This window comes from Anabaenopsis tanganyikae CS-531, from assembly GCF_029891675.1.
Classification (GTDB): Bacteria; Cyanobacteriota; Cyanobacteriia; order Cyanobacteriales; family Nostocaceae; genus Anabaenopsis; species Anabaenopsis arnoldii.
Genome location: NZ_JANQDF010000105.1, coordinates 12990 through 35497, shown reverse-complemented (window position 1 = coordinate 35497; position 22508 = coordinate 12990). Strand labels below are relative to the sequence as shown.

The window sequence follows — 22508 nt, the reverse complement described above, 5'->3', positions numbered from 1 at the left end:
TAGGTTACGGAAGATGAATGGTAAATTATTGACACCATTTCAACGCCAATTATTACTCAAAAAGTTGGCAGAAGATATACCAGAATTATACCGCCAACGGATTTCAATTATGCTGTTGGCAGATGAAGGAAAATCACAAAGGGAAATATGTCGTACTTTAGGATGCTGTTCAGCTACCGCCAGACACTGGATACATATAGCCCGTAGTGGGAAAGCCCACGAATGGGAAACATCACCAGTTGGTCGTCCGAAGGCTATCAATGAGGAATATATAGCACGCCTTGAAGAACTTGTCAACCATCATCCCCACGACTATGGTTATGGTTTTCGGCGTTGGACAGCTAACTGGTTAAGTAAACACTTAGCTAAAGAGTTTGGACTGCAATTGAGTGAATGTCATATCAAACGCTTACTCAAACAAATGGGACTATCCACTAAAGGTAAATCTGAAACTGCATCAGAAAATACCCATGAAGGTGTGACTTGCCAAATATCTATTACTGATATCACAGGAAAATCTAGGGGAAATACTAATGCATTTGTACCGATTCAATTGCTGAAATTTCATAAAAATTAAATAGCTATCATCCCCTAATTTAGAAACCCTTGGGGGGTGAGTTAAGACGATGCTCCTCATCAACCCAGGGGTAACAGATGATTGTGTCCGGTGTTACAAGGGGGAACCTATCAAGTACTTACGCAATTGCAGAAAATCAGATCATCATCTTCTAAATTCTCTAAATTTATGGTCCAAGAATCAGTTAAAACACAAATTTCCCAGGAATTATTCAATCAAACCCTAGGATATTCCTTTTCTGTCGCAGAATTTCAAATCTATGGACAGCAACTAAAATACAGAGAACCGAAAATAGGGAAATTTTGGTCAGGTACAGGAGTTGAACCCGGTATTTATGTTGTACTTAGCAGCAAAGTGAGGTTAATTGATGACAGTGGAGAAGTAATTACCACGGTCAGAAAAGGTGAGTCCTTCGGACATCATACATTGTTTCCTAATCTTAACTGTCAGGTTTATGGTGCGCGAGCCAGTGAAAGTCTGCGTTTGTGTTTTTTCCCTGGTGAACTGCTCAAAAACTTAATGGATAAATATCCACAAATTCAAGAGCACCTGAAAACAAAAACCCATATTCTCCATTCTCCATCTCAGCAGCCATTACCAAGAGTCACTACCGGGGAAAATCACCACCAAACCAGAGAAAAAATTAGTCAAGCTTACCTTCCCACTCCTACCCAAAAAGTTCGTCATCTATTACAAAGAATTACTCGGCGTTATCCCTTTTTTGCTCAACACAGCGCTTCTGATTGCGGTGCTGCTTGTTTAGTGATGGTTTCTCTCTATTGGGGGAAACAATTTAACCTCAACCGGTTAAGGGAGATGGCTAATGTTGATCGTAATGGTGTATCGTTGCGTGGGTTAACCACCAGCGCGGAAAGCCTGGGTTTTAATACCCGTCCGGTGAAAGCTAATATCCAGCAGTTAGGACAACAGAAACTACCGGCGATTGTCCATTGGGAAGGAAAACACTATATTGTTGTCTATGAAATTACCCCTCAAAATGTGATAGTTGCTGACCCTGGGGTTGGTCAACTGACTCTTTCTTACGCTGAATTCCAGGCTGGTTGGACTGGGTATACACTCCTGCTAGAACCAACGGCTTTATTTAAGAATGCACAAGAAAGTACAACCCCTTTTTGGCAATTTTTTGAACTGGTCAAGCCTCATGGTGTGGTCATAGGGGAAGTATTTATTGCTTCCATCTTTATTCAAATATTTGGACTGATTACACCCTTATTTACACAACTGATTTTAGACCGTGTGATAGTACAACGGTCTCATTTAACCTTAATGGCTGTGGGGTTGGGTTTGATGATGTTTAGCCTGTTCCGTGTGGCCATGACAGGTTTAAGGCAATATCTGATTGACCACACGGGTAATAAGATTAATGTGGCTTTGGTGGTGGCGTTTATTCGTCACACTTTCCGATTACCTTTAAGCTATTTTGAAAATCGTTATGTGGGTGATATTGTCTCTCGGTTACAGGAAAATAGCAAAATTAAAAGCTTTATTTCTGGGGAAGCATTATCAATCGTTCTAGATTTTCTGACTGTATTTATTTATCTGGGTTTGATGTTTTGGTACAGTTGGCAAATGGCTTTGATATCTTTAGTAATTGTGCCGCCATTTTTGGGTCTGGCTTTGATTGCTACACCTTTTTTACAGCGAATTTCCCGACAAATATTTAAGGCTTCAGTTCAGGAAAATAGTTATATTATTGAGGCTTTAACTGGTATCAGAACTATCAAATCAACGGCGGTAGAACAAACAGTCCGTTGGCATTGGGAAGAGTTATTAAACAAGGAGATAAAGACTAACTTTTCTGGGCAAGTAATTGGCAATCGGTTACAGATTTTTAGTAATACAATTGAGGCTGGTGTATCTACGGCTTTATTGTGGTATGGGGCATATTTGGTAATTGAAAATCAATTATCTATTGGGCAGTTGGTGGCATTTAATATGCTTTTAGGCAATATTATTAACCCTTTTAAAAGATTAGCTGTGCTGTGGAACCAGTTACAAGAGGTAATCATTGCTGTGGAAAGGATTAATGATGTGTTAGATGCTAAACCGGAGGAGGATATACAAGAGCAACAACGGCAAAATTTACCGGAAATTCAGGGTAATATTGATTTTCAACAGGTGACCTTTCGTTATCATGAGGATGCTAATGTTAATATTCTGCAAAATGTCAATTTTTCAATTAAATCAGGACAAACAGTGGCTTTAGTGGGGCGTAGTGGGTCTGGTAAAACTACAATTTCTAAGCTGGTTTTAGGTTTGTATCCACCTACTAACGGTAAAATCTTAATTGATGGACATGATATTACTACCATCTGTTTAGATTCTCTGCGCCAACAAGTGGGTGTGGTTGATCAGGATACTTTTTTGTTTGGTAATACTATCCGGGAAAATATCTGTTTAGCACATCCTGATGCAAGTTTAGAGGAAATTATCACCGCTGCTCAATTAGCAGGTGCTGATGAGTTTATCCAAAAATTACCTATGGGTTATGAAACTCAAATTGGTGAAGGGGGCGGTTTATTATCTGGGGGACAAAGACAAAGAATTGCGATCGCCCGCGCTTTATTAGGTAACCCCAAACTCTTGATTTTTGATGAAGCTACTTCTCACCTTGATACGGAATCAGAACGGATAATTCAGCAGAATTTGCAGACAATTCTCAAGGGGAGAACTGCTTTAATTATTGCTCATCGTCTGTCTACTATCAAGAATGCTGATTTAATTTTGGTTTTAGATCAAGGTATGTTGATTGAATGTGGTAGTCATGAGCAATTAATCGACAAACGTGGACACTATTTCTACCTCAATCAACAGCAATTAGGTAACAAGGATTATTCCTAAATATAGGAGATGGTTGGGCGATATTTTCTGAGGTAAATTAAGGTAAATTTATGTCATATACAATCAATGAAAATGGAAAAGTCACAACGGAAGAGATTTTATCTATAACTCCTGAGACTATGGGGAAATCTCCGCAGGTTCCAGTACAGGTAAAATCTCACGCTCATTGGTCTTTTGCAACTCAAGAATTATTAGATGCTTTACCCCAAGTGTGGACTAGGGGATTACTGTACTTTTTAGTCATATTTGTGGCAATTATTTTACCTTGGGCGATGTTGTCTAAGGTGGATGAAACAGGTACAGCTAGGGGGAAAATTGAACCGGAAGGTAAAACTATGAGGTTAGATAGTCCGGTATCTGGAACTGTCAGAGAAATTCTGATTCAGGAAGGCCAGGAAGTCAAAGATGGACAACCTCTATTACTGTTAGATTCAGATTTAGTGACTGCTGAATTAGCTCAGGTGAAGGAGAGGTTAGAAGGACAATTAAATAGGCGATCGCAATTAACTACTCTGCAAAATCAGTTAGTAGTGACTTTCAGCACTCAACAACAACAAAATCAATCCCAGCAGTTAGAAAAACAATCGCAAATCGACCAAGCTAGACAACAATTAATAGCATTAACAAATAACTGGGAGTTACAGAAGTCGGAAAAATTATCTCAAGTCAACCAGGCTAAACAAAATTTAGCCCATAGTATCACTGCTCATAAGTTAACTGCAAGCAGCATGGCGATCGCCCAACGAGAAGAAACCAGATACAGGGAATTATATCAAGAAGGGGTCATCCCTGAAATTAACCTTGTAGAAAAGCAAGAACAAACAAAACAAAGACAACAGCTATATGAACAAAGTCAGTCAGATATTCAACAAGCTGAATTACGTTTAGCAGAACAGCAAAGCAGTTATGAACGAGTGATCAAACAGGGAAAAGCTGATATTACCCAAGCAGAACTCAGAGCGAGGGAACAAGAACGCAGTTATGAAACCCTCAAGCGTTCCGGTGAATTAGCTTTACTACGTATTCAAGAACAACAAAACAATTTAGCCACAGAAATCACCGCACTAGCAGCAGAAATCGCTCAAACTCAAAAACAGATTGAATCTCTGAATATTCAACTAGCACAAAGGGAAGTCACAGCACCCATGACTGGGACTATATTTCAATTACCCATTCAAAAAGCTGGCGCTGTGGTTCAAGCGGGAACAATGGTCGCAGAAATTGCGCCGCTTAATTCACCTTTAGTGATGAGAGCGCAAATAGCAACCGCACAAAGTGGTTCTCTCAATGAGAAATTACCAGTCAAGCTGAAATTTGATGCTTATCCTTTCCAAGATTATGGAGTTATAGAAGGAGAGTTAATGAGTATTTCTCCCACAACTATAGATATAGATACACCCCAGGGGAAGGTATCAGCTTATAACTTAGAAATCAGTTTACCAGACAACTGTATCCCACACAGAAATCAATGTATTCCCCTACGTCCGGGAGATACTGCTACAGCGGAAGTGATTTTACGTCAGCGGCGAATTATTGATTTTATCATTGACCCCTTTAAGCAATTACAAGCAGGGGATTTTAAGTTATAGCAGTCAATTCCACAATTACCAATTAAGCAGGACAAGATTATGTCATACCCCATGGTAGTCACTCAAGAAGATATTTTACGTCAAATCAAACTATCTGGAAAAATTCCTGAAACAGTTGAGCAGATTATTCAGCGCAAAATCATTAAAAATAGGGCGGATGAAGTGGGGATAAAGGTAGAAGTTGCAGAATTACAACAAACAGCAGACCAAATGCGGTTAGTTAACCAACTCACTACCACTGATGAAACTTGGAGATGGTTAAAAAAACATGGTTTATCTTTAGAGGATTTTGAGGAAATTATCTATATAACCCTCCTAAACGCTAAATTAAGTCATCATTTGTTTGCTGCTGAAGTTGAACCATACTTTTATAACCATCAAGTAGATTACCTACAGGTGATCATGTATGAAGTTATTTTAGATGATGAGGATTTAGCCTGGGAATTGTTTTATGCAGTTAAAGAAGGGGAGAAAAGTTTTTATGATGTCGCTCATCAATATATTCAAGATGTAGAACTACGTCGCCAATGTGGATATCGAGGGGTGATGGGTCGTCAAAATTTACATCCAGATATTTCTGCTGCTGTATTTGCAGCTAAACCACCACAGCTGCTGAAACCGATTGTGACAGCTAAAGGTATACATTTAATTTTTGTGGAGGAGATGATTCGACCCCGATTAGATGAGCAGCTAAGTTATCAGATCATCGGCCATTTATTTGCTGAGTGGTTAAAGCAGCAGGTTGAGCAGACGGATTTTCAAATATAACACTCAGATTTAATCTTTAAATTAGGGTGGGTTAGGAATTTCTAACCCACCCATTATTTACAGCAGTTTCTACCTAGATAAAATACAGATATTAATTGTAAAACTATTGTGGGGTGGGCATCCTGCCCGCCCTAGTTTACCTCACTCAGGCTTCTTCGCCCCACCCTGTAGATAATAAAGAGAAGATCGTGTTAATAAAAATCACCATAAAAGTTATAGCCATAAGTCTATTTATCATCTGGGAGAATTGTCCGAGTAACATAAATCCGCCCATGATTTTCTCCATTTCCTCTGGAGAAAGTTGCTGCAATTGAGTAGAGGCGATTTCTAAGTTTTTAATGGTGATGTTAGCCATGATTTAATTATTTTTAGTAAATGGTGTGTTTTGGTTTTGGTCAGTTATGTTTGTCCTGGATTTACCCACGTTCAAAAGTAAAATGTCTAGTTAATAAATAATACAGGGTGTAAAAATTACACCCTGTTTTTTTGTAGGAAAATTAGCTAATTTTTACTAAGCATCTCTCGTACAAATACAAGGGTGTACAAGATTAAACTAGAGTATCAATTAGTTCTAAGAAAGCCAAATAACCACTTATTCCAAAGAATAATGCTACGCTTGTATTGAACTCACCAATATCGAAAAATGCACCGCCCATAGGAGCATTAGGATTACCCTGACAAGAATTATTACCACCGATAACTTTTTCCATTTCGCCGGGGGAAACTTGATTCAATGCAGTAGATTCAACTTCTAGGTTTTGAATTGTGATGTTAGCCATGATTTACTTTCTCCTAGTAAATGCTATGTTTTTGTGTTTGTTTTTGGAATCAGGCTCTTGCCTGTTTCTGTAACTATAATCCCTGATTTATTTAGGCTTTTCAAGCTTATGAAACATGAATAACGTACATAAATAATGCTATTTATCATCATTTTAATAACGGAATAATCAAGGTTTAAGCTAATACTAATAACTAAATGATAGCATCAAGCTATTATTTCGGTTCATAATTATTGCTATTAAGATACTTTTTGTATATAAGCAGGGAAAAATCCCTAGATTGACTGCTAACAGTTAACTGTCAACCCCCATGAGTGGAGATTGCACTAATCATTATTAAGGTCTGGTGGGATGAATATCAATAAATAAAAGCAGGGTGTAATTTCTACACCCTGCTGTTTGGAGAACATCGATGATTTTTAGTTACTGTCTATATTAGCCAATTAATAATTGAGGTGAGTAAATGCGGTATGGTAGCGGAATCAGGTGTTTACCTGTTTCTGTAACTATCATCTCTGATTTATTGATGATTTTCCAGACGATGAAACATGAATAACGGACATAAATCATGCTATTTATGATGATTGTAATCCCTGGTTTAATGCACTACTAAGAACTAACTGATACTATCAAGCCATGATTTCGGCTCATAATTATTGCTGTTAAGAGGTTGTTTGATAAGTTTTCAACAGGTAATTTTTATCTTAGGGAACAGGGAACACCGGAACAGGGAACAGGGAATAGGGAATAGGGAACAGGGAATAGGGAACAGGGAACAGGGAACAGGGAACAGGGAATAGGGAACGGGGAATAGGGAACAGGGAACAGGGAACAGGGAACACCGAAGGATTGGGGAATGGGGAACACCGAAATCATAACTTTTCAGACTTTAGCTACTAATAGCGCCTCTGACTAAAATTACTGTACAGTCTACCCCAGAGGCGATCGCTTCGGGGATATTACCTTGTACTGCTTGCTGTAATAACCCCTCACGGGAAGCTCCTAAAACCACTACATCATAATCGTCGTCTTTTACCAGGTTAATCACTCCTTCGGCCACGGAGTCAGCTTGTAGGGGGATAGCAACCACATGACTGGATAACTGACGACGACCCATTAAGACGCGGATGGCTTGTTCTAAAACCGTCATATCTGGTTGTAACTGGGAGGGTTTAAACACTTGGGTGAGGCGAATATATGGATGTTCCCCCAAGGTGGCTAAAGCGGGTAAGAGTTTAATCGCCGCTGTCGCATTGGGACCGCCAGCCATTGTCACCAACCAACGGTTAAATTGAGGAGAGGTAGAGGGGATTAATTGTGGTTCGCTCAGGAGTTCAACAGATGGGGGAAATGGGGAAGGGGAAATTTTACCCAGTTTGACTAACATCACATCGCAGGTGGCCTGGCGAATGATGGTATCTACAACATTGCCAAAAATTCGCCCTGGGGTGGAGGTTTCACCTTTCCACCCCATTAAAATCAGGTTGATGTGTCGTTCGTTGATGGTTTCTAATATAGCTTGGGCGGGGTCGTGGGCGACTCTAATTTGGGTGTGTAGGGGAATTTTCCACTTTTTGGCTAAAACTTCCGCTTGGCGTAGTAGGCGGCGACTGTGAACTGTTCTGACTGGTGTTTCTGATGGCGAAGTGTGACGGGATACTAAAATGATTTGTACACATTCTATTTCATAGTGGCGATCGCGGGCAATAGCGGCGGCCATTTCTAAGAGGATAGCGGCGGTGTGGGGATTGGCTATTGGTATCAATAATCTACCTCTGCCAATATTGGGCGATCGCGTTTGATAAACTAAGTAAGAAGGTTCCGTATGTGCTTTACTCACGTTCCCATGGTTGAGGTGTTCAGCTTGGGCGCGGATAATATCTGCACGGGTAATAATTCCAATTAACTTTCTCCCTTCTACTACTGGTAGGCGGCTAATTTGATACCTATCCAGCAAATACAACACATGACTGAGGTTATCCTTGGGTTGTACTGTCATGGGGGAGGGCTGCATAATAGACTTTAATAGTACCTTCTGTGGGGGTTGGCTCTGGTCTAGGATGTAGGAGTCACTATCGCGCTTAGTCACTAAATCCGATTGTGTAATCATTCCTACCAGTTTACCCTCCTCTACCACTGGAAAACCGCGATGATGGGAACGAGAAAATACTTGCATTGTTGCTTCTAATGTCATGTCTGCATCCAGGGTTTCTACTCGATGCTGCATGACATCATTGGCTGTTAATTTCCCTAATATCCCCTCGTTGGAAACTGCTTTGGTAATAGTGATCCCTTTTAGCCGTAATAGTTTGTCGTAGAGTGACCCCGGAATTACTTTGTCGGAAACCAAGTAAGCAGCTACAGAGACAATCATTAAGGGTAATACCAGATTGAAATCTGTAGTCATTTCAAACACAATGACAATGGCTGTAATGGGTACTTTAGAAACTGCACAAAAAAACCCTCCCATACCGGCTAAAGCGTAGGTGGTGGGTGAGTCCACGGCTAAGAAATAAGAGGCGGATACACCTACCAGATGTCCTAAACAAGAACCCAAAATCAGACTAGGCGCAAATAACCCCCCAGGCGCACCGGAACCGAACGCAATGAGAGTGAGGAGAAATTGAGATAAAAAGGCGATCGCGGCAAAAGGTATATTAGGTTCGCTAATAATCATATACTCCCTTAAACCCGCATAATTACGGAAAGATTCTGGAAGTATTGCCACTACTAAACCGGAAATAAAACCAGCTATAGCCATTTTCAACGGTAAGCTGAGATGGAGATTTTGATAAATTCTAATACTAGTGATAATGCCACGGTTAAATAATGCACCCAGTAACCCGGCTAAAATTCCCAATACCAAAAAAAAGGGAATTTCTGGTAAGGAGAAGTTACTAGAGTATTGCAGCAATTCTAGGTTGAGTTGTAAACTCCCCCCACCCAACAACCGGGAGACTACACCACCAATAAAGGAAGCAATAATGGCGGTTCCTAAAGTCAGCCCTGATAAATCCTGGAGTAATTCCTCGACAATAAATAATACACCAGCAATGGGGGCATTAAAAGCCGCAGCTAAACCAGCACCCGCACCAGCTGCAATCATCTGGCGGCGATGGTCTGGGGAAGTGGGAACCCAGTTACTCATCCCTGCTGCTAAACCCGCGCCTACGTGAACTGTGGGCCCTTGTCGCCCTAAACTCAACCCGGAACCAAGGGTAATGATGGCAGTAACTAACTTGATAATTGCGACTTGCCAGGATAGTCTAATTGGTACATTAGCAAGGGTGGCTTTAACTTGCGGGATACCGCTACCTGAAGCTTCTGGCGCAAATCTATTGACTAAATACCCGGCTATCAACCCAAAGCTCATACCAATGGTAGGTAAGAACAACCATGGTGGCACAATTTGAGTGGTCTGTACCCGCCAAGTACCCAACCATCCCGCTCCCATTTTCAAGCATACCGCACCAAAGGCCGCTACAAGACCAATAATACAAGCCTCCGCGATCGCTAAACCTCTTGTGGGTTGCAACCAGATACGAAGGCGCTGAGTCAGAATAGAAAGGCCCATATGAAAATATCAATATCAGCAGATGCTTAGTCATTAGACACTAGACGCAGAAAATCTAGTCTCTAATCAAATATTGTGGACTTGTTTTTCTATTATGGACTGATAAACACTGATAAACCTATTCAGGTTGAGAATCGGTGGTTTCTCCTAGCCAGGGGTTCGACTCTCCTGGCTAAATCTAATCATGGTTTTTCAATACACTTTACCAATTGTAGATAATCCTTCTACTATCAAGGATGGGGTATAACAAGACCCATTCCAATCTGCGTCACTACCTAATGCTACTAGTTGTTTGAGAACTGTGTAAACGTTACCTGCCACCATGGTATCCTTAACACGCCCAATGATCTCACCGTTTTTGACCCGATAGCCCAAATCAACATTAATGGAAAAGTCACCAGAAATACCGTTGCCACCACCGAGCATTTGATCTACAATTAATCCCTCATCCATTTGATGAATTAGTTCTTGTAGCGATGCCGAACCAGGTTGAATCAAGAAATTAAATAAGCCAGGACTAGGATAACTGCCAAAACTAGGACGAAACCCATTACCGGTGGTATTAATACCCAGTTTGTTGGCTGTGGTGCGATCGCAATAGAAATTCTGTAAAATTCCGTTTTGGATAAAAACTACAGTACTAGTGGGAATACCCTCATCATCAAAAGGACAACTATAGGGACCTGCTTGGGGATCTTGGTAGAGGGTGAGACTAGGGGAGATGACTTGTTGACCTAGGCGTTCTACCCAGGGGGAAGCTAATTCTAAAATCCGCTTACCATTCAAAGCCGCTTGTACGGTTCCCCAAAGCATATCAGCAGCCTTAGAGGTAAACAAGACGGGAACCCTACCCATGGGGGGTGGGACGTTGTTTATAGACCAATCTAATCTTTGTAAAATTTGATCAGCTAATTTTTGCGGGTGCAGAATATCCCTCTGGGTTTCTCCATCAGCCACACTCAAAAAATCATCGCCCTTGACCCATTCCGCAGCCATGTAGGAGCTGAGAGTAGTGTCAGTGTAGTAACAATCTAAACCTGCACTATTACAAAGTCTGGTAGTTTCCACATCACATTCCCAGTCACTGTTGCAAAGCACATCGGGATAGACATCACGGATGAGAGCGATCGCCTCTCTCCCCCAATTTACTAATACTTCTAAGGATACAGAGTGACCTATATCTGGGTAATTTGGCCGATAATTATTGACTAAATCTACTGGTTCCGGTATACTGATACGACTTAAGGCTAGAGCGCGTTCTACCATTGCTTGTGGAGAGACACAACCATAAGCTACGGTTAGTCCCGGTCGCCCATCGCGCCATAGTCGTAGTGCTGTACCTTCAGATTCGCTGGTTTCTACCTGTTTGAGACGGTTAGCTTCAAAAAAGACAGGACGAGAAAGCGATCGCGACTGATAGACCTCTGCTGCTTCCGCTCCCGATTTAATAGCTAGTTCTAGCAGATGTTCTGCTAGGGTGTCTTGTGAGAAATTTTCAGAACCCATGACCCTCGATCAATTGTCGTGTTTGGATTTGTCAGCGAGCAAATGAATCAACGCAGATAATTATCCCAAATCATTGGTACCTATCCGCGTTGTCTGCACCGAGAAAATTTTGCTAAAATTATCTGGTTGTATGAATATATACTGATATTATGTTTTTTCGTTGGTCAAAAATCCCCCCCCCAATTAGCCCAGATTTAAATTAGCCCAAATTTAAATTTTGCAGCAGCCAAAATCCGGTAAAAGATTCTGCTTGAGGATCAGACTGGACACCAATAAAATGCACTCCATTAGCTTCTTGTTTGGCTTTTTCGTAACCTTTGGCTTCTGCTAAAGTTTGGGGGTTGTTGATATTAGCCAAAATCCAACTTTCAGTAGCACCAGTTTCTAAAATTAATCTTTGCCCTTGTTTAGTGTCAAAGTTCAAGCAAGCCAGCTCTAAACCGGACATCCACCCCGCTATAGGTAAGGCTCTGGGTGAAAAAATTAACACACCGGGAATGCGAGTTTCTGGGGAGACATTGGCCAGTTCTAAGGGAAAAGCCTCACCAAAACCAATATCCCACTCTGGCATATCAGCAAATTCAGCAGCTTGTAGGCTAACAAATGCCCATTGTTCGCCCTCTAAAGCATCGGGTAACCGTTGGGGTAAAGGGCTGTCTAAACGCACCGATGCATTGGTTCCCTGTTGATATCCGGGTTCTTGAGGATAAACCTCCTCCATTCGCTGTTTCAACCATTGATTGAGAACTAAAATCCGGCGGCTAGCTTGAGCGGGGATACCCGCATCCTGACAAGCTTTAGTGATCATATTGTTCATTTGACGGCGAAAGAAGCGGATTTTGATTGGTGCTTCCCCAGCCTTGTCAATGGCCTCCTGTAACGCAGTCCGCAACCAAACCGAATTTACCTGAGTACTGGGACAATACTTGGCATAACGAAATAAAGATTCCGGTTTGGTGCGAATATCCGACGGACTTTCGCATATTAAGACTTCCCAAACTTTTTTCTGCTTTTCATCTAAAATTGGACGAGAGTAAAAATCAATTTCCCAAATACTACTCATGTTTGGTTCCGTAAAATTCTGGCGACTTGATATTTTTTGATATTTTTATCTTAAGAGGGAATGGGGTGCAAACCAGTCGAGTAATTAGTGATCACGTCCAAGGGAAAAACTTTACAGGATACCTGCTTTGACGCAATACCTGGGCTGCAAAACTTGAAACTAACCACTCTTGGAGTTTACCAATGGTTCCCGAAGAAACTGCGATCGCGCTAATGTCAGTCATGACCCCGATCTCTAAAACCTCGGTAAAGTTTTTTGTTGGGCAAACAGGGGATTTTCCCGGATCTCCGATTACTAGTAACTCAGTAACGTTAAAATAGGTCTGATTTATTCGTGAATAGAAAAACTATGACAATCTATCCCCATTCTACTCTCCAAAGTGCCTTTGCTGACCGCCGTGTACTCAAAGTTATTAGCGGCTTGAATAACTTTGATCGCGATCGCGTAGCTGCTACTATCAAAGCAGCTGAACTGGGTGGTGCGACTTTTGTCGATATCGCCGCCGATGCTGATTTAGTCCAGATGGCTAAAAACTTGATTAATTTACCGGTTTGTGTATCAGCAGTTGAACCAGAAAAATTTGTCTTAGCGGTCAACGCTGGTGCTGATTTAATTGAAATTGGTAATTTTGATAGTTTTTACGCCCAAGGACGGAAATTTACCGCTGAGGAAGTTTTAGCACTGACTCACCAAACCCGCGCCCTGTTACCAGAAATTACCCTATCTGTGACAGTTCCCCACATCCTAGAACTAGATCAACAAGTACATCTAGCAGAGGAACTAGTCAAGGCGGGCGCAGATATTATCCAAACCGAAGGCGGTACCAGCAGTCAACCTACACACCCTGGAACTTTGGGGTTAATTGAAAAAGCCGCCCCCACTTTAGCCGCAGCTTATGAAATTTCCCGCGCTGTTTGTGTACCTGTACTGTGTGCTTCCGGTATTTCCAGCGTCACCGCACCTTTAGCTATAGCTTCTGGTGCTGCTGGGGTTGGTGTTGGTTCTGCAATTAATCAACTTAACAGTGAAGTGGCGATGATTGCTGCGGTGCGGGGTTTAGTTGAAGCTTTAGCTAGTGCTAACACCAGAGCAATTATTTAATTTCAGATCTGATTCTCAGGGAATAATTGCATCTGTACCCATGCGTTGCTGCTAAAGCAGCAGCGCTGAGGCCATGGACTAGGTAGGACTCAAATAAGTTCTACAATTCACCGAGGTGATTGTAACATGGAAAAAATAGAACAATATCGTACATATATCCAAACTTTATTAACTGAATATGCTCAGGGAAGTCCATCGGATCATGAGGTAGAAACGCAACTGATTTTTGACAAGGAACGGGATCATTATCAGGTTGTTTATACAGGAAAGAAGTCGGGGATCTAGTTTAAATTTCTCACATATTCCCGAAAAACGGAAGATAATGAAAACATGACTTTATCTTCTTTCTGTTTACGTACTAAATACCGTTGTTGTAAAGATTGTAAACCGTTATTAAAATCAACTGAGGATAAATTTAAGTTTTGCGTTAAACTTTTTTGTATTAAACTTTGTCTTAATTCTTCTCGGGAAATAGGTTTTTCAAATTTACTCAGTTGTAATACTATTTGTTGTTCTATAGGTGATAAACGGTTAAAAGTCTCTTGAAAATAAGACTGCATTTGTTGGGTAATATGTAAAGTATTCTCTGCTAAAAATTCAGCTACTTCACCATCATAATTTTTAGCGATTAAGACGGTAATACTTTTTAAAAGCATTAGATTACCTGCATATAATTTGATTAAATTTAACCAAATATCCTGATTTTTTAATCCCGTATTTTGGAGAATATCGGGATGATATAAACCTGAAAGTTCTAAAGATTTTATGGGATATAATTCTGGATCTAAAGATTCCATTTCTGGACATTGTTCTTGACTAATTAATATAATATTACTTTGATGTTGGGTTTCTGTAACAAGTTTGAATAGGGTTTGATAATCTTGATATTCTGGTTGATATTTTCCCGCAAGTTTACCAGGAATAAAGAGGTTTTGGATATCATCAAGGATGATTAAACATTTGTTGTTGGTGAGAATATTAAATAGTTGTTTGATTTTATCGTCTAGATTTTTTTCAGGTTCTTGTTTACAGACTTGCAATAAATCATCAATCAGTAAATTTAGAGATTTGGGATATTTTAAACTTTTCCAGATAATGATTTCAAATTTATCGATGTTTAAATCTATGAATCTTTTTACTAGGGTGGTTTTACCTATTCCTGATGTTCCTAAGATGGAGGTTAAGCGGGTGTTTTGGTTTAATATCCATTGGGTTAGGGTTTGCAGTTCGGTTTCTCGGTTGTGAAATTTGATGATTTGGGGTGCTAGGGTGAGATCATGGTAAGATAATTTAGGTTGATTATTTGTATTAGGTTCTTGATTTTGTCTATTAGGATGAGTTAGTGTTTGTGGATGATAAAAATAATTATTACTACCATTTATATTATAGATATTAGAATTTTCAGATGATTTAATATATACTCTTTCTAATGTAGAACGAAAATTATTTTTTTTAATATCTTCACCTAATGCTTTAGATAAAAGTTGCCATAGTTCAGAACCTACATCACCTATATGATTTTTAGTAACATTGTGTTTTTGTGCAATATCATCATAGGTTTGTCTTTCCCATGTTCCTGCAATTACAGCAGTTTGAATATCATCTAGATGCTTTCCAGTTTTATCAAAGACTATCTGATCAACAAATTTTACAACTTCGTTTACAGTCATAAAAGCTATACATGGTATGGTTTTTAACCATTATAGCTAAATGTGATCCCCTTTTTTCCGAACTATTCCGGTTTTTTTCTTAGTATTTTGTAATAGAAATACCGATTAAATCAGATTTTATCAGATTGTTGAAAATACTTAAATTCTGGCATTGTGTATTTTAGTCAAATGCAATAAGTTTGAATATGAAGTATGAAATTGTCAAACAGAGCGACAAGTCAAAGAAGCAAGAAAAAGCGCAGACTTTAGTAGAGCAGCCGAAGTGGACACTTGAAGAAGTGGCACTATCCAAAAGCACCCTTGAGCAAATAGACCAGATGGTTGCTTACATAAAAAACAGAGATAAACTTTTGAATGATTGGGAGTTTAATCGGTTTCTGAAAACAGGAAGTGCTTTGAGCATTAACTTTTTTGGCATACCAGGTACAGGTAAAAGTATAACTGCCGAGGCAATTGCTCGTAAACTTGAAATGCCAATCATTAAAGTTAACTATGGTGAACTGGAATCTTCTTTTGTAGGAGGAACATCTGATAACTTAGCATCAGTTTTCAAACTGGCAGAAGAAACAAAAAGCTTACTATTTTTTGATGAAGCTGATGCTGTTCTCAGTAGAAGAATCTCTAATCTATCACAAGCTGCTGATCATGGTGTGAACTCAGCCAAAAGTACCTTGCTTACTCTCCTTGATAAATTCAATGGGATTATTGTGTTTGCAACAAATCTTTTTGATAACTATGATGAGGCTTTTTTGAGAAGGATACTTTTCAATATACAGTTTTTAGCTCCAGATTTAGCAATGAGAGAACAGTTATGGAGATTTCATCTATCGCAAAAAGTACCCAAAGAAGTAAGTTATGAGGATCTCGCAAATATTAGTGATGGTCTTTGTGGTGGTGATATCAAAAATATCACTATTAAATTAGGCTTGAAACTACTGACTGGAAAGGTAAAAAGCATTGATGAGGCTTTAGTAAGAGAAGAGATTGAAACTTACAATGAAATAAAAAATAGGCACAAGAGAAAAGTATTGTTACGCGAAGCTAATTAATGTTAGTTGCTTGTATCAAAATTAGAAAATCATGGAGAAAAAATTTTATGCCAATTGGTCCAATTACTTGGGGAATCATTATAGGAAGCTTTTTGGCTCGATCAACTGTTGGTTATTTTTGGGATGAAATAAAGGAATGGGCTAGTCGAATGCTAGGCTATATCCTTGATGCCATAAATTATGCAATTGAAGTTACATCAGATGCAGTTGTTTATCTTGTAAAAGAAGAAACTCTTATTTATAGGGAAATAGAAGTTTTGTCTCGAAATATTTACACTGGTGCTACAACTCGTCATGTCAAACGGCAAGAAATTACTCGTGATCAAATTCCTTCTGACCTGGATAATCAACTTGACGAAAAGATGAGACTTAAACTTATGCAACAGCAAACTAAAGATGAGACTTAAACTTATGCAACAGCAAACTTAGGAGATAGTTAATCATGGATAAACAAGAAATTCTTCAAGAGAAGTTTAGTAAGCTATGCAACAATATTACAAGCATCCTTAAGCAACTTGCAGACGCAGTTAAGGAAGGATCAAACGAAACTTTTAGCTTAGTCTGTGTTAAAAACGGATTGTTAAATTTTGAATTAATTGAAGAAGATGTAAAACAGATACACAGAGATATGAAATCCAGGGGTGATAAAGTTCTTGGCAGTCGTCTTATCTTGGATGATGAACGTAACTTAATGGAAATTCGGACATATACTGAGAAAGATGATAAGACTTTTTTCAACACAATTGATGCAAAAGTTAAACGAGTAATTAATATTCCCTCTGACATTTTAGAAGAACTACAAAAGGAAGGGCGTGTTGAACTGAGGATGTTTGTCAAGTCATGATTAGTGTATCAACTATTGTTTGACCCCACCCTCACCTTTCCCTTGATAAGGGAAAGGTGACTGGATTTTATTGTTTCTTGTGTGGTCGGTGTGTTCCCTGTTCCCTGTTCCCTGTTTCCTAAGATAAAAATTACCTGTTGAAAACTTATCAAACAACCTCTGAGTAATACTTCTCTACCCCAAGCTGTCTTTCAGAGCATAAATCACCTGGTCTTGCTGTAACTGGGTGAGTTCTGGGAACATGGGTAAAGATAACACCTGATGACAAACTAACTCAGCTACTGGTAATTGTCCCGGCTGATAGCCTAAATATTGATATACTGGCTGTAAATGTAAGGGATGGGGATAATAAACCATGGAATTTACCCCCCGTTCTTGGAGTTGACCCCGCACCCAGTCTCGGTAGTTGGGGCGCACTATTCCCCCAGTGCTGGAAATGCGAATAGTATACTGATTCCATACACTCAACCCCCCGGGTAATTCTTGGGGGACAATAACGCCTGGAATTTGACTGAGAAACTGCTGGTAATAAGCGGCGATCGCCCGTCGTTGGTGATTCCAAGTATCAAGATAACGGAGTTTAATTTGCAAAATAGCCGCTTGCAGACTATCTAAGCGACTATTTATACCAATTTCTTCGTAGTAATAGCGATTTTTCTGCCCATGTTCTTTGAGTATCCGCAATTTTGCTGCTAGTTGAGGATCATTGGTAGTAATGGCTCCACCGTCACCGCACCCGCCAAGATTCTTAGTAGGGTAGAAACTAAAGCAGCCAATATCTCCTATGCTACCAACTTTTTGATGATCCCAGGTTGCACCTGTGGCTTGAGCGCAATCTTCAATCACTGCTAAATTGTGAGACTTAGCGATGGCCATGAGTGCTGTCATATCTACCGGTTGACCAAATAAGTGCACTGGGATAATGGCTTTGGTTTTAGGTGTAATGGCTGCTGCTACTTGCTGCAAGTCAATATTTAAAGTATTACTGTCAATATCCACAAAAATTGGTGTTGCACCCACTGCGCTAATAACTTCAGCCGTGGCCACAAAGGTAAAAGGTGTGGTAATCACTTCATCACCTGTACCAATTTCCAGAGCTCGTAAAGCTAAGTAGAGAGCATCAGTACCTGAGTTGCACGCTATACAATGATTAGTCCCATGATAGGTAGCAAACTGTTGCTCAAAGCTTTCTACTACAGGGCCACCAATATAACGCCCAGAAGTTAAAACTTCTAAAACCGCAGCACTCACTTCTGCTGCAATGGTAGCGTATTGGTGCTGAATATCAAAGGCAGGGACGGAATTTAGGCTCTGGATCATAAGTTTTCATTTGCTCTGAAAATACAAAGGATGCACTGGGACAGCCAATTTTTACGCTTGTTCAATTTTATCAAACAACTTGGTCAAGAGGTCGCCACGGATACCCATCAAAGCTGGGTTTTTACTGGAATTATTGTATGGTTGAGAATATCATTGTTAAGCAGTCAGGCTGTGGGAGATGAATAACCTATGCAGGATTTAATTAAGCTGGATTTGGTTGATTTAGTGATTGCGGTGGGATTGATGGCTATAGCTATCGGTTTATCTACCTGGGAAAGGTTAGGACTAGAGTTAAACTTAGCCATGGCTACCGGTAGAACTATCTTACAACTACTCGTATTAGGATACGTTTTAGACTTCATCTTTGCTTTGGATAATGTTTGGGGAGTTTTGGCGATTTTAGCAGTAATCTTGACTATTACAGCTATGGTGGCCAGAAATCGCATCAGTGTGAAAATTCCCCTGGTTTTACCTTTGGTATGGGGCGCAATTTTAATTAGTACAGCTTTGACGGTTATTTATACTAACTTCTTGATTATTCAACCGGACAGATGGTATGAACCCCGTTATGTAATTCCTCTAGCAGGGATAGTATTAGGTAATGCGATGAATGCAGCGGCGATCGCCGGGGAACGTCTTGTTAGCACTCTGAACTCACAGTATGTGGAAATAGAAACACACTTGAGCTTAGGTGCGACTCCCCACCAAGCAGTTAGCCAATACCGGAAACAAGCCATCAGAAGCGCATTTTTACCAACTCTCAATCAAATGATGCTCATGGGTATGGTGGCTATTCCGGGAATCACCACGGGACAGTTAATCGCCGGAATTAGTCCCCTTGATGCTGTATACTACGAAATTGTAATTATCTTTATGGTGGCCATGGCTAACTTGCTGACAAGTATTTTAGTCACCAGAGGATTATATCGTCAGTTCTTTAATTCTGCTGCCCAGTTGGTGACCCCTGGGGATTGATGGCGATTTTGTTAGAATAGGGGTTTACCTTCCCCAGGAGCTAAAGTGTCTGAATCTGTGCCAATACGGGATAGCTATCTCGCTTTAATTGATGAAATTGTGGAATCTACCCTCCAGGGCAAAATTAGCTCTGTAGAAATGGTATATCAAATATTGCAAAATAAAATAAAGGCGGGAACCGGAGAAATATTTGAACTGGTATTGAGCGATCGCCTTAGTAGCATTCAAAGCCAAGTTGATTCTCAAACAGATGAACTGAAAAAAGCCAAAGCCAACCGTAAATTGAGAGCGGTGAAAACTATTCAAACTCAATGGCAAAGATATTCCCAGCACTATCAAACCACAGAAGCGATCGCAAGCGCAATTAAAGAAATTACCACGGCCGCTACAGATGAACGTCTGACGATTTTTTTACGTGTTATCGACCCCAATCAAAAGCAACCACTAAATATACAGTCAACAAAGCAGTTAGCCACAGGTTTACAACAATTTGCTCAGGTAGATACTGACTTACAGGAAATCTCCCAGGGAATTACCCGCGGTTTAGCTAACTGGGAACGACTACAAGAGCACCTAGTTAGCTGGATGTATGAAAGCAATCAACAATTAGGTTTTGGTGGGGTTCCCACAGAAAGTGGTCCTTGGGCAACTTGGGCAAAGCAGGTTAATAGTAATGTATGTCAAGCACTGTTTCGCGCCCTAGCAAGGGAACAATCTGTGTGGGAATTTGCACAACAGCAAGGGCGTATCAGCCTGAGTGACTGGGTAGAACTAGGATTAATTTTACAATACCTGCAACGAGGTTTAGTTAACTGGTTTGACCAACAGGCTTACAATGTCCAAGCAGGATCAAAGTTATCGATTTCTACATTTTTAACCTTTGCAGTCATTTGGAGCCAGTTAGCAACTGGTTTTAATCATCAACCCATATACAGTCATGGCTGCTCTCTGGTTATGCTCCAGATCCTGCGCCACTTTGCCCAGCGTCCCTATTTTCCCCTGTATGGTGGCATTTTTGCCTCTTTTTCTGGTGGTTACTTACGGGATGCTTTGGATTATCTCGATGAACCACTGCGACGAGTAGAGGGAAATCAGCAAAAAGCTAGAATTATCACCCTTTTAGGCTATTCACAACGGGCTTTAGGACAATATGAGCGTTCTATTGCGTTTCACCAGCAAGCACTGGAGATCGCTAGAAACGCCGGCGACCTCCCCTGTGAACTGGCCAATCTCAACCACCTGAGTCGTACCTATGTACAACAGAAAAATTATGCTCAGGCCATTAACTACAGTCAACGAGCATTAATGCTGAGTCGCCAAGGAGGGGAAAGGACAGCACAAGCCAATGCGCTGGTAAATTTAGGTTACAGCCAAGTTATGGAGGCGCAACAGCTAGAACAAACAGAAACAGAGGTTTATGAAACAGCTATTAATTATTTAGAACAAGGGTTAAAGTTATCAGAACAATTAGGCGATATTCAAAGTAAAGCCCTATGTTTTAGTAGCTTAGGTATTGCCTATTTAGTTATCGGTCAATCATCCGCGGCAATTCCCTATTTAGAAAATGGGTTTAAGACAGCCCAAGTTGCTGGAGATTTATATCTCCAGGGTCGGAATTTAGCTTACTTATCTGAAGCTTATTATAACTTACAAAACTCAGAAAAAGCTATTTATACTGGTAGCTTAGGAATGTATCTGTTAGAGCAAATTGCTTCTAGTGAATGGAGACAACCAGCAGGGTTACTGGCAATTTTACGGGGTCAAATAGGAGACGAAGCTTTCCAACATCTACTACAGCAAAATCGCACCAAAATGATTGCGATTATTGGTGTAGATGGATATGATTACATCCCCCAATTGTTAGGAAGGTACGAGGAAACTATGTGATATTTACTCAATCAAGACTTCATCGCCTTTTTAACCAATTCTGGAATCTGAGAAAGACGTTCAGCAACAGTCACTTTTGCGGCTTCAAAAGCAGCTAATTTACTTTGTGCGGTGCCAAAATTAGGCTCACGTCCAATAACTGTAGCCAAGGTGCCACTTTGTCGCCAATTTTTTGGTCTTGGTGCGTGTCTACCTGCAATATAAGCAATGACTGGTTTATCAATGGCTTCAGCAATATACTTTGCTGCTGCTTCTTCACTATCGCCACCGGGTTGACCGACTAAAACGATCGCTTGTGTGGTTTCATCTTCATCGAGAATTTGCAGCCATTGCAGAAAGGATGAACCGACGATCGCATCACTACCAATACTCACACTAATGGATTGCCCTAAACCAGCTTTAGTTAGTTCCCAAGCAACCTCGTATGTGAGGGTACTGCTGCGGCTAACGATACCAACCGGTCCTGGTCTATATAATTCACTGGGTTGAGTACCCAAAAGAATTTTACCCGGTACGATAATTCCCGGACTGTTGGGACCTACTATCAAGGTTTCACCCGCTTCTGAATGACGGAGTAATTGCACCATATCCAAAGGTGGTACCCCACCTGAAATGATAATTATCTGACTGATATGAGAGGCGATCGCTTCTAAGGCTGCATCTAAAACTTGGTACGGATGTACGCAGATAATTGCTGTATCAATTGCGCCGAATTCTTCCACCACCTCTTCCACTAAATCGAAGATTGGCAGATTGTACAGTTGCTGTCCACCACATCCGGGATTGACACCAGCAACCAAATTTGTACCATAAGCTTGCATTTGAGCAATATGATTTGCTGAAATAAATTCAGAAAAGCCCTCAATTAATACCTTACTATCTGGTGTTAAGTTCATAAAACATTTTAGTAGCTTTAGCAATTATCTGTGTTCATCTGTGTACCC

The 22508-nt window shown here is 40.4% G+C and carries 20 protein-coding genes; 11 read left to right on the top strand and 9 right to left on the bottom strand.

What is annotated here, in order from left to right:
• Positions 1–13: 13 nt before the first annotated feature.
• The 4 genes from NWP22_RS10875 to NWP22_RS10860 all read left to right on the top strand — a co-directional run bounded on the left by NWP22_RS10875 (position 14) and on the right by NWP22_RS10860 (position 5796).
• Positions 14–577, top strand: coding sequence for a helix-turn-helix domain-containing protein (locus NWP22_RS10875; protein ID WP_271730724.1), 564 nt, complete (start codon positions 14–16; stop codon positions 575–577).
• 168 nt (positions 578–745) lie between these two features.
• Positions 746–3439 carry a peptidase domain-containing ABC transporter gene (locus NWP22_RS10870; protein ID WP_280801873.1) on the top strand — a complete coding sequence of 898 codons (2694 nt, stop codon included), beginning with the start codon at positions 746–748 and terminating at the stop codon, positions 3437–3439.
• Positions 3440–3558: 119 nt separating this feature from the next.
• The gene (locus NWP22_RS10865) at positions 3559–5028 is read left to right on the top strand and encodes a beta-barrel domain-containing protein (protein ID WP_271730740.1); all 1470 of its coding nucleotides are present in this window, start codon (positions 3559–3561) and stop codon (positions 5026–5028) included.
• Between the two features lie 39 nt (positions 5029–5067).
• Positions 5068–5796, top strand: coding sequence for a foldase protein PrsA (locus NWP22_RS10860; protein ID WP_271730721.1), 729 nt, complete (start codon positions 5068–5070; stop codon positions 5794–5796).
• Between the two features lie 145 nt (positions 5797–5941).
• On the opposite strand, the gene NWP22_RS10855 is transcribed toward NWP22_RS10860, so the two are convergent.
• The 6 genes from NWP22_RS10855 to NWP22_RS10830 form a co-directional block, all read right to left on the bottom strand.
• Positions 5942–6151, bottom strand: coding sequence for a hypothetical protein (locus NWP22_RS10855; protein WP_280801872.1), 210 nt, complete (start codon positions 6149–6151; stop codon positions 5942–5944).
• A gap of 193 nt (positions 6152–6344) precedes the next feature.
• The gene (locus NWP22_RS10850; protein ID WP_280801871.1) at positions 6345–6575 is read right to left on the bottom strand and encodes a hypothetical protein; all 231 of its coding nucleotides are present in this window, start codon (positions 6573–6575) and stop codon (positions 6345–6347) included.
• Positions 6576–7464: 889 nt separating this feature from the next.
• Positions 7465–10149 carry a chloride channel protein gene (locus tag NWP22_RS10845; RefSeq protein ID WP_280801870.1) on the bottom strand — a complete coding sequence of 895 codons (2685 nt, stop codon included), beginning with the start codon at positions 10147–10149 and terminating at the stop codon, positions 7465–7467.
• A gap of 192 nt (positions 10150–10341) precedes the next feature.
• Complete coding sequence (locus NWP22_RS10840) at positions 10342–11655, bottom strand: TldD/PmbA family protein (protein ID WP_271730714.1); 1314 nt, start codon at positions 11653–11655, stop codon at positions 10342–10344.
• A 199-nt stretch (positions 11656–11854) separates the two neighbouring features.
• Complete coding sequence (locus NWP22_RS10835; protein WP_271730713.1) at positions 11855–12718, bottom strand: Tab2/Atab2 family RNA-binding protein; 864 nt, start codon at positions 12716–12718, stop codon at positions 11855–11857.
• A gap of 91 nt (positions 12719–12809) precedes the next feature.
• Complete coding sequence (locus NWP22_RS10830; protein ID WP_271730712.1) at positions 12810–12941, bottom strand: hypothetical protein; 132 nt, start codon at positions 12939–12941, stop codon at positions 12810–12812.
• 125 nt (positions 12942–13066) lie between these two features.
• Here NWP22_RS10830 and NWP22_RS10825 point away from each other — a divergent pair, with 125 nt between their 5' ends.
• Both NWP22_RS10825 and NWP22_RS10820 read left to right on the top strand, forming a co-directional pair.
• Positions 13067–13819: a DUF561 domain-containing protein gene (locus NWP22_RS10825; RefSeq protein WP_271730739.1), complete on the top strand. Its 753-nt coding sequence runs from the start codon at positions 13067–13069 to the stop codon at positions 13817–13819.
• 126 nt (positions 13820–13945) lie between these two features.
• Positions 13946–14104, top strand: a complete 159-nt coding sequence (locus tag NWP22_RS10820) for an element excision factor XisI family protein (protein WP_271730711.1) — start codon at positions 13946–13948, stop codon at positions 14102–14104.
• On the opposite strand, the gene NWP22_RS10815 is transcribed toward NWP22_RS10820, so the two are convergent.
• Complete coding sequence (locus NWP22_RS10815) at positions 14101–15489, bottom strand: helix-turn-helix domain-containing protein (RefSeq protein WP_271730710.1); 1389 nt, start codon at positions 15487–15489, stop codon at positions 14101–14103. The genes NWP22_RS10820 and NWP22_RS10815 overlap by 4 nt on opposite strands.
• Positions 15490–15674: 185 nt before the next feature.
• Here NWP22_RS10815 and NWP22_RS10810 point away from each other — a divergent pair, with 185 nt between their 5' ends.
• Genes NWP22_RS10810 through NWP22_RS10800 form a run of 3 tightly spaced genes read left to right on the top strand, consistent with a single transcriptional unit; the run spans position 15675 to position 17382 of the window.
• Complete coding sequence (locus NWP22_RS10810) at positions 15675–16538, top strand: ATP-binding protein (RefSeq protein WP_271730708.1); 864 nt, start codon at positions 15675–15677, stop codon at positions 16536–16538.
• Positions 16538–16945: a hypothetical protein gene (locus NWP22_RS10805; RefSeq protein ID WP_280801869.1), complete on the top strand. Its 408-nt coding sequence runs from the start codon at positions 16538–16540 to the stop codon at positions 16943–16945. The genes NWP22_RS10810 and NWP22_RS10805 overlap by 1 nt, the downstream gene beginning before the upstream one ends.
• A gap of 35 nt (positions 16946–16980) precedes the next feature.
• Entirely contained in the window at positions 16981–17382 is a 402-nt protein-coding gene (locus tag NWP22_RS10800; RefSeq protein WP_271730706.1) for a hypothetical protein, read from the top strand.
• Between the two features lie 174 nt (positions 17383–17556).
• Here the strand turns inward: NWP22_RS10800 and NWP22_RS10795 are convergent, their stop codons facing one another.
• Entirely contained in the window at positions 17557–18702 is a 1146-nt protein-coding gene (locus NWP22_RS10795) for a DegT/DnrJ/EryC1/StrS family aminotransferase (protein WP_280801868.1), read from the bottom strand.
• A gap of 189 nt (positions 18703–18891) precedes the next feature.
• Between NWP22_RS10795 and NWP22_RS10790 the strand changes: the two genes are divergently transcribed.
• Entirely contained in the window at positions 18892–19677 is a 786-nt protein-coding gene (locus tag NWP22_RS10790) for an ABC transporter permease (protein WP_271730703.1), read from the top strand.
• Between the two features lie 45 nt (positions 19678–19722).
• Positions 19723–21564 (top strand): tetratricopeptide repeat protein, encoded by a 1842-nt coding sequence (locus NWP22_RS10785; protein ID WP_280801867.1) that lies wholly within the window; start codon positions 19723–19725, stop codon positions 21562–21564.
• A gap of 11 nt (positions 21565–21575) precedes the next feature.
• On the opposite strand, the gene NWP22_RS10780 is transcribed toward NWP22_RS10785, so the two are convergent.
• Entirely contained in the window at positions 21576–22460 is an 885-nt protein-coding gene (locus NWP22_RS10780) for a succinate--CoA ligase subunit alpha (RefSeq protein WP_280801866.1), read from the bottom strand.
• Between the last annotated feature and the right edge of the window lie 48 nt (positions 22461–22508).

What these genes read in the sequence shown, in the direction of transcription:
- NWP22_RS10810 (WP_271730708.1), top strand. Translation starts at nt 15,675, where the DNA reads ATGAAGTATGAAATTGTCAAACAGAGCGACAAGTCAAAGAAGCAAGAA.
- NWP22_RS10865 (WP_271730740.1), top strand. Translation starts at nt 3,559, where the DNA reads ATGGGGAAATCTCCGCAGGTTCCAGTACAGGTAAAATCTCACGCTCAT.
- NWP22_RS10815 (WP_271730710.1), bottom strand. Translation starts at nt 15,489, where the DNA reads ATGACTGTAAACGAAGTTGTAAAATTTGTTGATCAGATAGTCTTTGAT.
- NWP22_RS10835 (WP_271730713.1), bottom strand. Translation starts at nt 12,718, where the DNA reads ATGAGTAGTATTTGGGAAATTGATTTTTACTCTCGTCCAATTTTAGAT.
- NWP22_RS10850 (WP_280801871.1), bottom strand. Translation starts at nt 6,575, where the DNA reads ATGGCTAACATCACAATTCAAAACCTAGAAGTTGAATCTACTGCATTG.
- NWP22_RS10795 (WP_280801868.1), bottom strand. Translation starts at nt 18,702, where the DNA reads ATGATCCAGAGCCTAAATTCCGTCCCTGCCTTTGATATTCAGCACCAA.
- NWP22_RS10805 (WP_280801869.1), top strand. Translation starts at nt 16,538, where the DNA reads ATGTTAGTTGCTTGTATCAAAATTAGAAAATCATGGAGAAAAAATTTT.
- NWP22_RS10820 (WP_271730711.1), top strand. Translation starts at nt 13,946, where the DNA reads ATGGAAAAAATAGAACAATATCGTACATATATCCAAACTTTATTAACT.
- NWP22_RS10845 (WP_280801870.1), bottom strand. Translation starts at nt 10,149, where the DNA reads ATGGGCCTTTCTATTCTGACTCAGCGCCTTCGTATCTGGTTGCAACCC.
- NWP22_RS10825 (WP_271730739.1), top strand. Translation starts at nt 13,067, where the DNA reads ATGACAATCTATCCCCATTCTACTCTCCAAAGTGCCTTTGCTGACCGC.
- NWP22_RS10780 (WP_280801866.1), bottom strand. Translation starts at nt 22,460, where the DNA reads ATGAACTTAACACCAGATAGTAAGGTATTAATTGAGGGCTTTTCTGAA.
- NWP22_RS10860 (WP_271730721.1), top strand. Translation starts at nt 5,068, where the DNA reads ATGTCATACCCCATGGTAGTCACTCAAGAAGATATTTTACGTCAAATC.
- NWP22_RS10840 (WP_271730714.1), bottom strand. Translation starts at nt 11,655, where the DNA reads ATGGGTTCTGAAAATTTCTCACAAGACACCCTAGCAGAACATCTGCTA.
- NWP22_RS10855 (WP_280801872.1), bottom strand. Translation starts at nt 6,151, where the DNA reads ATGGCTAACATCACCATTAAAAACTTAGAAATCGCCTCTACTCAATTG.
- NWP22_RS10800 (WP_271730706.1), top strand. Translation starts at nt 16,981, where the DNA reads ATGGATAAACAAGAAATTCTTCAAGAGAAGTTTAGTAAGCTATGCAAC.
- NWP22_RS10790 (WP_271730703.1), top strand. Translation starts at nt 18,892, where the DNA reads ATGCAGGATTTAATTAAGCTGGATTTGGTTGATTTAGTGATTGCGGTG.
- NWP22_RS10870 (WP_280801873.1), top strand. Translation starts at nt 746, where the DNA reads ATGGTCCAAGAATCAGTTAAAACACAAATTTCCCAGGAATTATTCAAT.
- NWP22_RS10875 (WP_271730724.1), top strand. Translation starts at nt 14, where the DNA reads ATGAATGGTAAATTATTGACACCATTTCAACGCCAATTATTACTCAAA.
- NWP22_RS10830 (WP_271730712.1), bottom strand. Translation starts at nt 12,941, where the DNA reads ATGACTGACATTAGCGCGATCGCAGTTTCTTCGGGAACCATTGGTAAA.